This window comes from Amycolatopsis sp. NPDC004772 (assembly GCF_053601215.1).
This window is the reverse complement of the sequence record NZ_JBSGBK010000135.1, coordinates 1-15,496: the sequence shown is the minus strand read 5'-3', so window position 1 is coordinate 15,496 and position 15,496 is coordinate 1. Positions and strand designations below refer to the sequence as shown.

12 protein-coding genes are annotated in these 15,496 nt (G+C 73.0%); 5 read left to right on the top strand and 7 right to left on the bottom strand.

Annotation, left to right across the window (positions count from 1 at the left end; all coding sequences use genetic code 11):
* Positions 1-109 precede the first annotated feature (109 nt).
* From ACWEF6_RS40885 to ACWEF6_RS40875, 3 genes are all read right to left on the bottom strand, one after another.
* Positions 110-1,429 carry a YeeE/YedE family protein gene (locus ACWEF6_RS40885; RefSeq protein ID WP_449687872.1) on the bottom strand — a complete coding sequence of 440 codons (1,320 nt, stop codon included), beginning with the start codon at positions 1,427-1,429 and terminating at the stop codon, positions 110-112.
* Between the two features lie 92 nt (positions 1,430-1,521).
* A complete protein-coding gene (locus tag ACWEF6_RS40880) occupies positions 1,522-2,208 on the bottom strand; it encodes an LppU/SCO3897 family protein (RefSeq protein WP_449687873.1) in 687 nt (228 codons plus the stop codon).
* A gap of 193 nt (positions 2,209-2,401) precedes the next feature.
* On the bottom strand, positions 2,402-3,235 hold the full coding sequence (locus ACWEF6_RS40875; RefSeq protein ID WP_449687871.1) for a Bax inhibitor-1/YccA family protein: 834 nt from the start codon (positions 3,233-3,235) through the stop codon (positions 2,402-2,404).
* A gap of 313 nt (positions 3,236-3,548) precedes the next feature.
* Between ACWEF6_RS40875 and ACWEF6_RS40870 the strand changes: the two genes are divergently transcribed.
* The 4 genes from ACWEF6_RS40870 (at position 3,549) to ACWEF6_RS40855 (ending at position 9,251) form a co-directional block, all read left to right on the top strand.
* Positions 3,549-5,018, top strand: coding sequence for a hypothetical protein (locus tag ACWEF6_RS40870; RefSeq protein WP_449687870.1), 1,470 nt, complete (start codon positions 3,549-3,551; stop codon positions 5,016-5,018).
* A 4-nt stretch (positions 5,019-5,022) separates the two neighbouring features.
* Positions 5,023-5,838, top strand: a complete 816-nt coding sequence (locus tag ACWEF6_RS40865; RefSeq protein WP_449687869.1) for a class F sortase — start codon at positions 5,023-5,025, stop codon at positions 5,836-5,838.
* A gap of 101 nt (positions 5,839-5,939) precedes the next feature.
* Positions 5,940-7,934 carry an SDR family oxidoreductase gene (locus tag ACWEF6_RS40860; protein WP_449687868.1) on the top strand — a complete coding sequence of 665 codons (1,995 nt, stop codon included), beginning with the start codon at positions 5,940-5,942 and terminating at the stop codon, positions 7,932-7,934.
* Positions 7,935-8,069: 135 nt separating this feature from the next.
* Positions 8,070-9,251 (top strand): cell division protein DivIVA, encoded by a 1,182-nt coding sequence (locus tag ACWEF6_RS40855; protein WP_449687867.1) that lies wholly within the window; start codon positions 8,070-8,072, stop codon positions 9,249-9,251.
* 205 nt (positions 9,252-9,456) lie between these two features.
* Here ACWEF6_RS40855 and ACWEF6_RS40850 read toward each other — a convergent pair whose 3' ends face one another.
* Genes ACWEF6_RS40850 through ACWEF6_RS40835 form a run of 4 tightly spaced genes read right to left on the bottom strand, consistent with a single transcriptional unit; the run spans position 9,457 to position 11,975 of the window.
* Entirely contained in the window at positions 9,457-10,782 is a 1,326-nt protein-coding gene (locus ACWEF6_RS40850; RefSeq protein ID WP_449687866.1) for an amidase family protein, read from the bottom strand.
* A 47-nt stretch (positions 10,783-10,829) separates the two neighbouring features.
* Positions 10,830-11,432, bottom strand: a complete 603-nt coding sequence (locus ACWEF6_RS40845; RefSeq protein ID WP_086845415.1) for a helix-turn-helix transcriptional regulator — start codon at positions 11,430-11,432, stop codon at positions 10,830-10,832.
* Positions 11,433-11,478: 46 nt separating this feature from the next.
* Positions 11,479-11,724: a WXG100 family type VII secretion target gene (locus ACWEF6_RS40840; RefSeq protein WP_449687865.1), complete on the bottom strand. Its 246-nt coding sequence runs from the start codon at positions 11,722-11,724 to the stop codon at positions 11,479-11,481.
* Positions 11,721-11,975, bottom strand: a complete 255-nt coding sequence (locus ACWEF6_RS40835) for a WXG100 family type VII secretion target (RefSeq protein WP_449687864.1) — start codon at positions 11,973-11,975, stop codon at positions 11,721-11,723. Before ACWEF6_RS40835 ends, ACWEF6_RS40840 begins: the two co-directional genes overlap by 4 nt.
* Positions 11,976-12,148: 173 nt before the next feature.
* On the opposite strand from ACWEF6_RS40835, the gene ACWEF6_RS40830 reads away from it, so the two are divergent.
* Entirely contained in the window at positions 12,149-15,400 is a 3,252-nt protein-coding gene (locus tag ACWEF6_RS40830; RefSeq protein WP_449687863.1) for a BTAD domain-containing putative transcriptional regulator, read from the top strand.
* Positions 15,401-15,496: the final 96 nt, after the last annotated feature.

The following is a 15,496-nucleotide window of genomic DNA, read 5'->3' as shown; positions in this document are numbered from 1 at the left end:
TCTGCCCCCACCGCATCGGCGCGGTCGCGCAAGCCGCCCTGGTACTCACCCAGTTCGAGCACCAGGGCCGCTACTGAGAAAACCCCAATGTGGCGCTTGAAAGCCGGCGTCAGCAGACGCTGTCGGCCGGTTCCGGGTTCGCGAGCCCGAACAGCGGCCGCAGCTTCAGGCCGATCCACGTGCCGCCGAGGGCGAACACGCCCCACAGCCAGCCGTGCAGGCTGCCCGTCGAGATGCCGCCCAGGTACGCGCCGATGTTGCAGCCGCCCGCCATGCGCGCGCCGACGCCCATCAGGACGCCGCCGATGAGCGCCGCGGCCGCCGTGCGCCACGGGATCGAGCTGTGGATCTTCCACGCGCCCGCGGCCGCGGCGGCCACCGCGGCGCCGAGCATGATGCCGATGTCGGTCAGGCTGGTCTTGTCGCGCCAGATCGGGCCGGCCAGCGACGTCGCGTTGGCCTTCAGCCGCCAGAACTCCCACGTCTCCGGGTGCAGCCCGAACACCTGCAGGACCTTCGCGCCCCACAGGGCGAACGCGCTGGTGATACCCCAGATCCCGCCGGAGACGAGGAACACCGCGGCGGCCAGCACGCCCAGCACGACCGCGCCGGCGAGCATCGGCCACGAGCCGCGGAAGACCCGGGCGAAGCCGCGCGCGGTCGGGACGACGTCCACCGGCGGCGGGGTCCGGCGGCGTTGCACCGCCCGGGTCACGAGGACGATCCCAGCGAGGACGGCGATGGTGATCGCCCACGAGCCGAACCAGCCGACGTGGTCGGACAGCAGCACGCCCTTCAGCTCGGGCCAGCCGGACAGCACCGGGTACGCCCAGGTGTAGAGCACCGAGCCGGCGACGAACCCGCCGAGGGTCAGCACGATCGCGGACTGGCCGGAGCCGACGGCGAACAGCGTCCCGGACGCGCAGGCGCCGCCGAGTTGCATGCCGATCGCGAAGAGGGTCGCGCCGACGAAGAGGGCGAGGCCGAGCGCACCCGCGGCCGGCGCCGGCTTGCTGCCGAAGAGGCCGCTGCCGGTGCCCGCGATCAGCGCGATGAGCGTCGCGGCGGTGCCGAGCAGGACGGTGTGGGCGCGCAGGCCCTGGCCGTTGCCGACGGCGATCAGCTGCCGCCACGCCGAGGTGAAGCCGAAGCGCGAGTGGAACAGCGCGAGGCCGAGCCCGAGGCCGAGCAGCAGCAGGATGCCGAACTTGGCGCCCTGGCTCGCCCAGACGTACCAGGTCAGGCCGGCCGCGAGCACGCCGGCAACGGCGAGGGGCCCGATCCTGACGGGGTCTTCCGGCCGCGGCACGGGCGCTGCGCAGGAGGCGGGAAAATGCTTGGCCCCGATCGGGGATTGGGTCGTCGCCACGGGCTGCTCCAGGCTCGGGCGGGCAGGACGATCACAAGCTAGGACGGGTGACCGAGCCATCGCAGCCCGTCGCACAGTGTGGGACGAACGGAGCAATCCGGGTACGCGAAAGGGCCCCCTCGCCGGCGAGGGGGCCCTTCACGGAACCTGCGTTATTCGTTCGTCTTCACGCACATCGTCGTCGCCGGCTCCGGGTAGACCGCGACGCGCGTGGCGTCGGTGCCCTCGCAGACGCTCTTGTCCGCCTGACCCGTCACGACCTTGACGAGCTCGCCGTCCTTGGTCGGGTCGGTGCACGGGACCTTCAGGTAGCCCTTGGTCTGGGACGTGAAGTTCGCCAGGCAGTCGCCCTGCTTCGCGTTGATCATCAGGCACAGCTTGTACGAGCTGCGGCCGCTGACCGAGTAGGTGTCGTAGCCCGCGGTCGGGCCGCCGGGGCAGTCCTCGGAGGAGGTCTCCAGCTTCTTGGCGATCTTGACGTTCGCCTTCGGGTCGTTGCAGTCGGCCTTCGCCGGGTCGTCGCCGCCCTGGGTGAACTCGGTGATGGTGAGGCAGTCACCCGCGTTCGAGGTGGCCGGGGACTTCATGAACGAGACGATCCCGATGATCACGATCGCGACCACCACGATGGCGCCGATGCCGCCCAGGATCAGCCGCGGCGCCTTCGAGCGCTTCGGCGGCGCGGGCGGGAAGCCGGGCTGGCCGCCGGGCGGGAACTGGCCGGGCGGCGGGCCGAACTGGCCCGGCTGGCCCTGCGGCTGCCCGTACTGGCCGGGCTGGCCGTACGGCTGCTGCGGCTGGCCGCCGGGAGGCGGTCCGTAGGGATCGGGCTGACCCACCGGCTGCTGGCCCCCGGGGGCCGGAGGGGGAACGCTCACTGTGAACCTCACACATGTGAAATGAGAACCGACCGGGTTATCAAACACGCAGGGTGAGCGGAGTCCGCAGCGGGGTCCCTATTTGCACTAATTACCCACAGAAAAGGCGCCCCGCCGGTTACGGAGCGCCTTCACTGCGGAACTGTGAGCCAGGTTACTCGCGGAAGTACGAGAGCAGCCGCAGGATCTCGAGGTACAGCCAGACCAGCGTGGTCATCAGGCCGAACGCGGTGTACCAGGCCCACTTCGACGGCATGCCCTCGCGGATCATCCGGTCCGCCTGGTCGAAGTCGAGCAGGAAGCTGAAGGCCGCGATGCCGATGCAGACGAGGCTGAACACGATGGCCAGCGGGCCGCCGTCGCGCAGCGGGTTGAAGCCGAACGCCAGCGAGCTGATCAGGTTGAACAGCATCAGGATGGCGACACCGACGACGGCGCCGACGATCCACTTGGTCAGCTTCGGCGTGACCTTGACCGCGCCGGTCTTGTAGACGACCAGCATGCCGATGAACACACCCGCGGTACCGATGATCGCCTGCAGCGCGATACCGGGGTAGATCGCTTCGAAGACGCCGCTCAGCGCACCGAGGAACAAGCCTTCGGCCGCGGAGTACGTCAGCGTCAGCGCGCCGCTCGGCTTCTGGCGGAAGATGATCACCAGCGAAATGACGAGCCCGACGATCAAGCCGCCGAGCATCGCGCCGATGAGCGCGCCGGAGAGCCGGCCGGTCTCGGCGATCTGGACCTGGGCCCAGATCCCGGTGACCACCCCGACGAGCAGCGCGACGCCGAGGGACACGCCCGTCTTGACGACGACGTCGTCGACGGTCATCGGCCGGTCGCCCTCGCCGGAGGCGGCCTGGCCGGGGCCGTACCCGGGCACGCCGCCCTGGGGTTGGTTGAAGCCCACCGGGGGCCCGTACTGCCCGTAAGTCTGGGTTCCGCCGCCGGGCAGGTTGCGGAACGCCGGGTTGCTACTGGAACGCACCTGATCCTCCTGGATCTGCTGCTTGGATCATCGCTGCATCGGGTTCAACGACCGCCGCGGGCGCGGGGTTCCCGTCGAGTAAAGACGACTTTACTCGACGGCAGGTCGGCTGCCTCGGACGACACGGTAAGCGACGGACATCACGACCGTTCGCCGACAGCCACCCGAAGAGCGGTACACAGTTTCGCCCCTTGGCGCAACGCTCACCTCGCGTGCTCGGACGTTCACCGAACGCGTGTCGGGGTTTTGATCAGTCGTGTGACCTGCAGAGACGCCGGGCGCTGCCGCGCGTCCAACGAAGGAGCATTGACACATGGGGTGGTCAACACACCCGCGCGCGGGTGCTCGCGCGCTGACCGGGCTCGTCGCCGCGGCCCTGCTCGGCACGCTCTCCGTGACCGCCGGCGCGCCCGCCGCCTCGGCCGCGAGCCAGGAGGGCATCGGCTACGAGGTCAAGCCGGGCCAGGACATGACCCCGCGGCCCAGCCGCAACTGGCTCGGTTCGTACCTCGTCGGCGGGGCGCAGGTCTTCTGCGTGAGCTTCCAGCTCAAGGCGCCCGACACCGACGAGCAGTACAAGCCGGGCGACGAGCTGCTCACGAAGTGGGGCACCAAGCTGCCCGCCGACCAGGCGGCGAACATCTCCTACCTGCTGCTGCGCTACGGCGACACGAAGAAGCCCGCCGAAGCCGCCGCGCTCGCCCACCTGCTGCACTCGTGGACCGCCGCCCCGCGCACGGCGGCCGACCTGGACCCGTCGCTCGGCTACGACAAGATCGGCTACGACGCGAAGTACCACCTCGACCTCCTGCCCGCGGACGCCAAGGCCGCCGTCGACCAGCTGAAGACCGACGCCGAAGCCAACCGCGGGCCGTGGACGGCCTCGGTGACCACGCCGAAGGGCGACCAGCACCCCGGCGAGGCCGCCGAGTGGACGGTCACCGTGAAGAACGCCAAGGACAAGGGCGTCCCGGACGTCCCGGTGAAGCTGACGGCGACCGCCGCCACCCTCGACGGTGAGGCCTCTGGGAAGGCGGACGCCGCGGCCGGGAACTCGAGCCCGCAGGCCGCCGCGAAGGACGTCACGCTCAAGACGGGCGCCGACGGCACCGTGACGGTGAAGCTGACCCCGACCGGCGACCAGCCGAAGCTCGTGGCCGCGCTGTCCGCTCCGGCCGACCGGCCGTACGTGCGGGTGCCGGTCGACACCAAGGTGCAGCGGGTCGTCTCCACCGGCGGCGAGAAGGAACTGACCGCACAGGGCGTGGTCGACGTCGCCAAGCCCGGCCGGGTCCAGGTGACCAAAACGGACGCGAACACGGGTCAGGGCGTCGGCGGCGCGGTCCTGCGGATCACCGGCAAGGACAAGACGTCCGCGGCCGTCGGGCAGGACGGCAAGCCGCTCACCGGGGCCGACGGCAAGCCCGCGGTCGTCACCACCGACGGCAAGACCGGCGGCGTGACGGTCGAGAATCTGCGCGCCCCGCAGGAGATCTGCGTCGTCGAGGCGAGCCCGCCGCCGGGCTACACGAACGCCTTCGACCCGAAGAACCCGCCGTCGGCGTGCGGCACCGTCAAGCCGGGCGAGACGCTCGCCCTGACGGTGACGAACAAGCCCAACGAGGTCCCGCGCGCGATCCCGGCCGGCGACCAGCCGGTCGCGCGGGCGCAGGGCGTCGTCGAGACGAGCTACTCCGTACCGGGCCTGGCCGGGCTCGGCCTGCTCGTGCTGCTGGCGGGCGGGCTGATCGGCGTCGCCGCGCGGCGGGCGTCCCGGCGGTAACGGCGTGGCGGAGCACGGCGGCGACTGGCGGGCCGAGGACTGGTTCGTCGAGGAATGGCACCGGGGTATCGGCTGGGCGGCCGGCGAGGACGAGCCGGACGGCGGTCCCCCGGAGCCGCCCGCGCGCAAACCCGGCCGGGGCCGGCTGCTGACCGGCTTCGCCCTCGGCGCGGCGACCGTGCTCGCGGTGCAGTTCGGCTCCTCCGTGGTCAGCGTGCCGCGGGTGGCCGTCGTGTCCGGTACGGCGCTGCCCGCCGCGGGGGCGGCGGGAGCCGCGGCCGCGGTGCCGTCCCCATCCCCGGCGGCCACCTCGTCCCCGGCTCCGGCCGCGCCCGCCGCGCAGACGCCGTCGCCGGCCGCGCCACCGCCGTCCCCGCCGCCGCAGGCGCGGGGCACCGTCCGGCTGCCCGCCGGCGGGACGGCGACGCTCGTGCGCAAGGACCTCGGCCCGGGTGGCGAGCTGCCGGTGCCCACCGACCTCGGCCAGGCGACGTGGTGGGGCGCGTCACTCGACGCCGCGGGCGGGGCGAGCGTGTTCGCCGGCCACGTGAACTGGCGGGGCGCGACCGGGCCGTTCGCCGAGCTGTGGACCGCGCAGGTCGGCGCCGCGGTGACCATTGTGGACAGTGCTGGTAAGACCTGGCGGTACCGGATCTCGCAGCTGGTCACGGTGCACAAGAGCGACCTGCCGGCCCGGGCCGACTACCTGTTCGGCCAGTCCGGCCCGCACCGCGTGGTGCTGGTGACGTGCGGCGGCCGCTGGGTCGGCGGCTCGGACGGCTACGAGGAGAACCGCGTCGTCATCGCGGAGCCCAGCTAAGTTACTCGTGGGTAACATCACGTTTCGAAACGGTGGTCGCGGGCGTCGCCATGCAGCAGAATGCCCAGGGTCAGGGCTGCGGAGCGAGAGGTGTGAAGACCATGGCGACGTTCTTGGTGACCGGCGCGACCGGACTGATCGGGCGTCACTTCACCCGGCTGCTGCTGTCCCGCCCCGACGACGACCGCGTCGCCCTCGTGGTGCGCGCGTCCTCGCGGGCCAAGCTCGCCGCGCTGGTCGACCAGTGGCCGCACTCCGACCGCGTCACGCTCGTCACCGGCGACCTCGGCGAGCCGCTGCTCGGAGTGTCCGAAGCGGACCGCGAGCAGCTGCGCGGAGGTGTCGACCACATCGTCCACCTCGCCGCGCTCTACGACCTCACCGCCGACGACGAAGCCAGCATCAAGGCCAATGTGGACGGTACGCGGGCTGTCGTCGACCTCGCCGCGGACCTGCGCGCGGGCTGCCTGCACCACGTGTCGTCGGTGGCCGTCGCGGGCGACCACGAAGGCGTTTTCACCGAGGAGATGTTCGACGCCGGGCAGCGCCTCGTCACGCCGTACCACCGGACCAAGTTCGAAGCCGAGAAGATCGTCCGCGAGCAGGACCGGGTGCCCTGGCGGGTGTACCGGCCGGCCGTCGTCGTCGGGCACTCCGAGACCGGCGAGATGGACAAGATCGACGGCCCGTACTACCTCTTCCCGGCGATCAACCGGCTCGCCGGGCTGCCCGACGTGCTGCCGGTCGTCGGCCCCGACCTCGGCGACACGAACATCGTGCCAGTCGACTACGTCGCCAAGGCGCTGCTGGAGCTGGTGGTCAAGCCGGGCCTCGACGGCCACGCCTTCCACCTGGTCAACCCCGAGCCGCAGCCGGTCGTCTCGGTGTACAACGCCTTCGCGCGGGCCGCGGGCGCGCCGACGATCACCGTCCAGCTGGGCGAAGGCCTCTCGAAGCGGATCGTCGGGCTGGTCAAGCTGACCGAGCACATCCCCGGCGTCACCATCGCGCGCGACGCCGTCATGGAGCGCTTCGGCATCCCGCCGGTGCTACTGGACACGATGGCGTTCCCATCGGTGTTCTCCTCGGCCGAGACGCGCAAGGCGCTGGCCGGCACGGTCGAGGTCCCGCGGCTGGAGGAGTACGCGCCGACGCTGTGGCGCTACTGGCGCGAGCACCTCGACCCGTTCCGCGCGCGCAAGCACGGCCCGCGCGGCGAGCTCGACGGCCGCCGCGTGATCATCACCGGCGCGTCCTCGGGCATCGGGCGGGCGACCGCGCTGAAGGTGGCGGCCGCGGGCGGCGTGCCGCTGCTCGTCGCGCGCCGCCAGCACGAGCTGGAGGAGGTCCGCGACGAGATCGTCGCCGCCGGCGGCACGGCGTCGGTGTACCCGGCCGACCTGACCGACGAGGACTCGGTGCGCAAGGCCGTCGACGCGATGCTGGCCGAGCACGGCCGGATCGACATGCTGGTCAACAACGCCGGCCGGTCGATCCGCCGGTCGATCAAGCTGTCCTACGACCGGATGCACGACTACGAGCGCGCGATGGCCATCAACTACTTCGGCGCGGTGCGGCTGATCCTCGCGGTGCTGCCGCACATGTCGGAGCGGAAGTTCGGGCACATCGTGAATGTGTCGTCGATCGGCGTCCAGGGCATCGCGCCGCGCTTCTCGGCGTACGCGGCCTCGAAGGCGGCGCTGGACTACTTCTCGCGGATCGCGGCGACCGAGACGCACGGCGACGGGATCACCTTCACCACCATCCACATGCCGCTGGTGCGGACACCGATGATCCGGCCGACGAAAATCTACGACGCGTTCCCGACGAAGTCGCCGGAGCAGGCCGCGGACATGGTGATGAAGGCGCTCGTCGAACGGCCCAAGCACATCGGCACCCCGGCGGGGCAGGCGATCGGGCTGGCGTACACGCTGACGCCGGGCCTCACCGACGCCGTCGCGTACCAGGGTTTCCGGATCTTCCCGGATTCGACCGCGGCGGGCGGTTCGGGCGAACTCAAGATCGGACGTGGCGAGAAACACCTCTCGCGCGCGGCGATGGCGCTGGCCCGGCTCTCGCGCGGCTTCCACTGGTAATCGGTCCGGCTGGTCAGCACGGTGGTCTCACTCTGCGTTCCCGGGGTGAGGCCATTCCGGCGACACGGCGACACGTGTTGGTGATTCGTGAAGCCGGAAGGCGGAGGCGGCGGGTGCCCGGGTACGGTCGGGCCCATGGTTCCTGAGCGCGACCCCGCCGCAACCGCCCTCAACGGCCTCCTCCCCCTCCGTCGTGAGTACACGCAGGCCTGGCACGGTTTCGACCGCAACGAGGTGCGGCAGTACCTCGATCACGTCGAAGCCCAGCTGCGCCGGGTGCTCAGCGAACGCGACGCCGCCGCGGCCCAGGCCGCCGCCGCGACCCGCGAGGCCGAAACGGTGCGACAGCAGGTCGCGGCCCTGGAAGCGCGCATCGAGGAGCTGAAGAAGCCGCCGGAGCGGCTCGAGGACCTCGACGAGCGGATGCAGCGCACGGTGACGCTCGCCCAGGCGCGCGCGGACGAGATCATCAAGCGCGCCGAGGTCGCCGCGGAGAAGACGTGGGCGTCCTCGACGGAGGCGTCGACGAAGCTGCGTGAGCGGTACTCGAAGCTGGTGGCGGAGCTGGACAAGCAGGCCGACCTGCTGCACTCCGAGCACGAGAACGCGCTGGCGGAGACGCGCGCCGAGGTCCAGCGGCTGACGATCGAGGCGGCCCAGCGCCGGGAGCTCCTGGACAACGAGGCGGAGCGCAAGCGCCGGAAGCTGGAGCGCGAGTTCGAGGCGTCCCAGGCGGCCCAGAAGGCCACGCTGGAGAAGCACATCGCGGACCAGCGCACGGCGAGCAAGAACCAGGCGGAGCGCCGGATCGCGGAGGCGACGGCGGAGGCGAAGCGGCGTCTGGACGAGGCGACCGCGGAGGCCAAGCGCCGGCTCGACGAGGCGACCACCCAGGCGGCCCAGCGCACGACGGCGGCCAACCGCAAGGTCGAGCGGCTGGCGGAGATCCGCGAGCAGGCGCGCAAGAGCCTGGCGATGGCGGAGGACATCCTCAACCACAGCGAGACGCAGCTGGCCACGCTGCCGGAGGAGGCGGTGATCCCCCAGGCGTCGAAGCTGGTCGGCGGGGACGCGGAGTCGGCGACCACGCCGGCGGCGCCGGTGGTCCCGGTGGTGCAGCCGTCGATCCCGAAGTCGGCGGCGCCCAAGCCGGCGGCTTCGAAGCCGGCCCCGAAGCCCGCTGCGGCGCCCAAGCCGGCTGCAGCGCCGAAGCCGGCCAACTCGAACGGCCCGGCGACCAAGCCCGCGAACGGCAACGGGTCCACCAGCAATGGCGCGAAGCCGCTGTCGCCGTCGGGGAGCAAGCCGGGCAACTGAGCCACGGCATCTGTGAAGGCCGCGTTGCGGGACTCCTGGGTCCCCGGCGCGGCCTTCATCGCGTGAGCAACCCCAGCCGAGCGCGTCGCGAAGCCTGCAACCCGCGCGCGTGGAGGGGCCCCCCGGTTTTTACGTTACCGGCGGGCACCGACAGTTTCCGGTGGCCGGCAGCGGCGCGCGCTCAGTCATCCACAGCGGCGCGCCCTCAGTTGCGCGCCGTCCGGGCCCAGGGGTTCGCCGTCTCCAGCTGGGCCGCCAAGCCCAGCAGCAACGGCTCTCCGCCCGGGCGGGTCACCAGCTGGACCGACGTCGGCAGGCCCGACACCACCGACCTGCCCGTCGGGACCGTGATCGCCGGGTAGCCCGCGAAGTTCCACTGGCCCGTGAAGCCCGCCAAGCGCGTCGACGGCAGCACGTTCGCCAGCCAGCCTCGCTCGTGCCAGCGGCCCGCCTTCACCGGCCAGTGGGACAGCGTCGGCGTCAGCAGCACCTCGTGCGCCGCGAAGAACTCCTCCGCCCGGGCGATCCAGCGATCACGCGTCCGCGCGCGGATCAAGCCCGTCCTCTCGACCAGGCGGCCCGCGCGGATGTGGGCGCGGGTCCGGCGCTGCAGCCGCTTGACGTCGAACTCGCGGGCCTGGGCTGCCGGGCCCGCCAGCCAGCGGGCCGTCATGCCGAGGACCATCGTCGCCGGGTAGCGGGGTGCGGCCGGGGCTATCTCGTGACCCGCCGCCGCCAGGAGGCCCGCCGCCGTCGAGACCGCCGCCACCAGCTCGCGCGGGACCGGGCTGTGCAGCAACGGCACCGTCGTCGACATGCCGATGCGGACCGGCGACGGCGACGTCACCGCGGCCAGCTCAGGCGCGCCTGCCAGCACCGACACCAGCAACGCCGTGTCGGCGACCGTCGTGGCCAGCGGGCCGTGGACCGACATGCCGAACCAGCCGCCCTCCGCCAGCAGGTCCGCGCCCGGCTTCAGCCCCACCAGGCCGCACATCGCCGCCGGGAGGCGGACCGAGCCCATGCCGTCCGAGCCGTGGGCCAGCGGGACCAGCCCCGCCGCCACCGCCGCCGCGCTGCCGCCCGATGAGCCGCCCGCCGCGTACGTCGGGTCCCAGGGGTTGCGGGCGATGCCGTCCGGGGTGTCGCTCATCGGCCAGATGCACAGCTCCGGCACCCGGGTCAGCCCGACGATCACCGCGCCCGCCGCCCGCAGCCGCGTCGCGATCACGCCGTCCGCGTCCGCCCGCGCCGACGTCCCCGCCAGCGAACCGTGCGACGCGTATTCGCCGGCCACCTCCGTGACGTCCTTGACCGCGACGGGCACCCCGGCCAGTGGCAGCGTCGCGAGATCCGGCCGCGCGGCGACCTCCGCGGCTTCCTTCAGCGCCTCTTCGGCGCGCACCCGCCGGAAGGCGCCGACGACGCCGTCCGCCGCGGCGATCCGCTCCAGGGCCTCCTCGGTGACCTGCACCGGATCGAGCTTCCCGGCCCGGACGGAGGCCGCGATCTCCACTGCCGTGAGCACCATGATCGGACCCTAGCCCACGGAAAGGTGACAGCGGCAGAGAAAACGTCTCAGATAGCGCCCGCTCGCAGGGCGTAGGCGACGGCGTGGGCGCGATTGTTGAGGCCGCAGCGGGTCATCAGCCCGTAGAGGACGTTCTTCACGGTCCGCTCCGAGTAGCACAGCTTCGCCGCGATCTCCTCGGTCCCGAAGCCCTCGGCGACCAGCCGCAGCACGTCGCACTCGCGGGCCGCGAGCCCGGACAGCGTGAGCCCGTTCGGTTCCAGGACGTCCTTGCGCATCCGCTGCACCTGCGCGAGCAGCGCACCCTGCAGCCGCGGCGGCAGGTTGGCCGTGCCGTCGCCCGCCGCGAGCACCGCCGTCACCAGCTCGGCGCCGCCCGTCTCGCGGCGCGGCAGGATCGCCACCACGCCGGCCTCCAGTGCCGCCATCAGGTCGCTTTCGCGGAAGTGCTCGACGACCAGCACGACGTGCGACGCCTTGGCCGCCCGGATCTCGCCCAGGACGGCCTCGGTGACGTGGTCCTCCATCACCAGCAGCACGTCCGGCACGAGGTCGGTCAGCCGGACGTCGGGATGGTTGTCCAGCAGGCTCACCGCGCCGGCGTGCGTGATCGGGTCCGAGGCGAGGACGCTCACTTCGACGGGCTTCATGGGGGCAGTGTGGACGGCGTGTCTTCACGCCTTCCCTATTCCGTCTTCACGCCCGTGAAGAAAGCTCCCCGAAGGCCGCCCGCGCCCGGTCCAGGCACTCCGGCATCCGCCCGGCCGCGCGGGCCCAGTCGCGCTTGGCGCGCCAGTACTCTTCACGCGCTTCCGGCGTCCAGCCCGCCAGCTCCGGCTCGACCCGGGCCTCCAGGTCGGCCAGGAGCTCGCCGAGTTCGCCGGTGATCGCGCCCATCCGGTCCAGCACCAGATCGGCGAACCGGAAGTCGAGCCGCGTCACGGCAGGCGCGGCCGCGGCATCGGGCCGCCGGTCGCCTCCAGCAGCTGCGCCAGCCGCGACAGGATCACGTCGAACTCCTGCTCCCAGTCGCTCATCGCCTGGCCGAACCGCACCGATGCCTCACCGCGCCAGGACGCCTGCACCAGCGCCATCTCGCTGTTGACGTCGCGCAGGCGGGACCGGGCGCCGTCGAGGGTGGCCGCGAAGCAGGCGGCGGCCCGCTGCATGTCTTCGGTCGGCGCTGTCGCCATTCGAGGGCTCCTCTCCGGCTCCCGAGCGTGGCGCACGCGGTGGCGGCGCGAAACCCCGCCCGGGTGCCCTTGCCCGAATGTCCGCCATCCTTGCCTGCCGGTTCACGGCGTCCGCGTATGCTCACGGCAGGCATCCGGCGCGTGACGATTCGTTCACGCACGAAGGGAGACCGATGTCGGCCGCGGACGGCTCCGCACCGAGACTCCAGCTGCTGGGCCCCTTGAAGGCCTGGCAGGGTGAAACGGAGCTGGACCTCGGCTCCGCGCACCGGCGCACGGTCCTCGCCGCGCTGGCGATGCACCCGGATCGCACGGTTTCCCGCGAGGAGCTGATCGACGCCGTCTGGGGTGACGCGCCGCCGCAGAGCGCGCAGGGCTCCATCTACACCTACGTCTCCGGGCTGCGGCGCGCGCTGGAACCCGGCCGCGCCAAGGGCGAGGGCCCGCAGCTGCTCGCGTCGATCGGTTCCGGCTATTCGCTGCGGCTGGACGCCGAGGCGATCGACGTCCACCGGTTCGAAGCCCTGCGCGAGCAGGCTCAACGCCGGCACGCGGCCGGTGACCTCCGCGGCGCCCGGGAATCCTTCGACGAAGCCTTGGGGCTCTGGCACGGCGTCCCGCTGTCCGGCCTGCCCGGCCCGTTCGCCGCCGCGCAGCGCGCCCGGCTCGCCGAGGTGCGGCTGGCGACCATCGAGCGGCGCGCCGAGGTCGTCCTGGACTCGGGCGGGCACACCGAACTCGTCGCCGAACTGACCGCGCTGACCCGCGAACACCCGTTCCGCGAGACGTTGCGGGGGCTGCTCATGCGCGCGCTGGTCCGGGCCGGGCGGCGGACCGAGGCGATCGCGGTCTACGCCGACGTGCGCGAAAGGCTCGTCGAGTCCTCAGGCACCGAACCGGGCCCGGCCCTGCGGCGGCTGCACGACGAGCTGCTGGCGAAGCCCGCCGCGGCACCGGAACCCAAGCCGGCGCCGGTTTCGCCGGCGCCGCGGCTGCCGACCGCGGCCCTGCCGGAGCGAGCGGAGATCTTCGTCGGCCGGGAGGCGGAACTCGACCGGCTGCACGAGGCCGTCGTCGAGCTCGGGGCCGGGGTGGGGCGGTCGGTGTGGCTGGAGGGCGAGCCGGGCAGCGGCCGGACCGCGCTGCTCGCCGAAGTCCTCGCCGCGGCCCAGGACTTCCGCCCGGCCTTCGCCGCCGCGGACGCGCTGGACCAGCGGTTCGCCCTGCGGCCGCTGCTCGACGCGCTGGGCGTGCACCCGCGCGCCACCGACCCGCGCCGGGCCGCCCTGGCCGCGCGGCTCGCCGGACAGCCCGGCGAGGATCCCGTGGACGACGTCCTCGAGCTGGTCCGCGAGCTGTGCGCGGAGGCGCCGCTCGTGCTCGTGCTCGACGACCTGCAGTGGGCCGACGACACCACGCTGCGCGTCTGGCGCTACCTGAGCCGGGAGACGCGGCAGCTGCCGCTGCTGCTCGTCGGGGCGTGCCGTCCGGTACCCCGGCCGGCCGCGCTGGACGATCTGCTTGACAACGATGACATCACCGTCCTGGCCCTGCCGCCGCTGACCGAGGACGCCGCGCGCGAACTGGCCACCGAGCTGGCCGGCGCGCCACCCGGGCCGGGCCTGCAGCTGCTGGTCTCCTACGGGGCCGGGAACCCGCGCTACGTCCGGGAAATCGTCGAGACGCTGCTCGCGCAGTCGATGATCGTGCTCGACGGCGTCCACGCGCACCTGGACGGCAATTCGTGCCAGACGATCCCGTCGCCGCTGGGCGCGCGGATCACGCAGTACCTGAGCTTCCTGTCCAGCGGGACCCGCGACACGCTGCGCTGGGCGGCGCTGCTGGGCCGCGAGTTCTCGCCGGGCGACATCGCCGTCGCCACCGAACGGCCGCCGATGGCGCTGGTCGGCGCGGTCGACGAGGCGATCACCTCGGGGGTGCTCGTCGAATCGGGCGACCGGCTGGCGTTCCGGCACTCGCTGGTGCGGCGCGTGCTCTACGAAAAGACGCCGGCCGCGATGCGGGTCGCGCTGCACCGGCAGCTGGCCGAGGCCTTCGCCGCCGCCGGCGCGCCCGCCGAACGCGTCGCCGAGCAGCTCGCCGCCGCGCCCGCGCAGGTGGACCCGTGGGTGACCGGGTGGCTGCTGGAGCACATCGGAACGGTGGCCACCGAGGCCCCGCGGACCGCCGTGGACCTGCTGCGCCACGCCGTCACCCAAGGCACGCTGCCGCCGGACGCGCGGGAGACGCTGACCGCGACGCTGGCCCGGCTACTGTTCTGGCTCGGACGGGAGCCCGAAGCCGAAGCGCGCTCGGTCGTCGCGCGGACGTCCGACAGCAGGCGCGCGGCCGAAATGCGCTGGATCCTGGCCTACGTCTACTACCGCCGCGGCGACTTCGCCGAGGCGACCGCCGAACTCAAGCGGACGCTCGACGACGCCGACGTGCCGGAGATGTGGCGCGGGCGGCACGAGTCGCTGCTGGCCACGCTGGAGAAACTGGGCGAGGAGACGGCGCTGGCCCCGGCCGGGCTGCACCCGCTGGACGACGCGGCGCTGGCCGTGCCGAACCTCGACAGCCTCGACGACGCCGCCGAGCCGCTCGACGCCGCCCGCCGGATCGCCGCGACGCGCGCGGTGCCGGGCGAGATGCACCTGGCCGGCGCGGTGCACTATTACTGGCTGGGCCGCTGGCGGGAGGCGCTGGCCGAGCTGGACGCGGTGATCCGCGACGGCGCCGAGACGGCGTCGTACGTGCTGCGCAGCCCGGGGTCGGCGTTGCTGGTCCACGGCGTCGGCGCGCTGATCGCCGGCCACCGCGGCCAGCCGGGTCAGGTCAGGACGCACCTCGACGCGGCCGACCGGCAGCAGTGGCCGCCGGGCCTGGAGCCGGACGGCGGCGACTTCCTGCTCGCGGCGCGTGCCCTGCTGGCCGAGCAGGAGGGCCGGCCGGAGGCGGCGCTGACGGCGTTGCTGCCGCTGCTGGAGGACACCTACCCGCCGGCGGCCCGCCACCAGTGGCTGCCGGACCTGGTCCGGCTGGCGCTACTGCTCGGCGATCGGGAGCGGATGCAGGAGGCGGTCCGCCTGCTCGAGCCGGACGGCGAGGTCCCGCCGGCGCACGCCGCGGCGGCGGCGCACTGCCGCGGTCTGGTGACGGGCGATCCCGGCCCGGTCCTGACGGCGGCCGGGCACTACCGGGCGGCCGGGCGGGTCCTGAAGCACGCGAAGGCGACCGAAGACGCGGCGATCCTGCTCGCGGAGTCGGGCGAGCTGGCCGAGGCACGCACGGCGTTCCGGGGCGCGTTGACGGCGTACACGGAGATGGGCGCGGTGTGGGACGTGCGGCGCGCGGAGGCCCGGATGGGCCCGTTCGGCATCCGGCGGGCGCCTTCGGTGCGCTCCCGGGCGGCCGCCGGAAAGTGAGCCCCCTCCCGCGCTGGTCGTGAGTGGTAAAGTTCCGTCACGACGCCCCCGGAGGTCCCGATTTCGGAGCAAGCAGCCCCGCCGGCGGACAAGCAG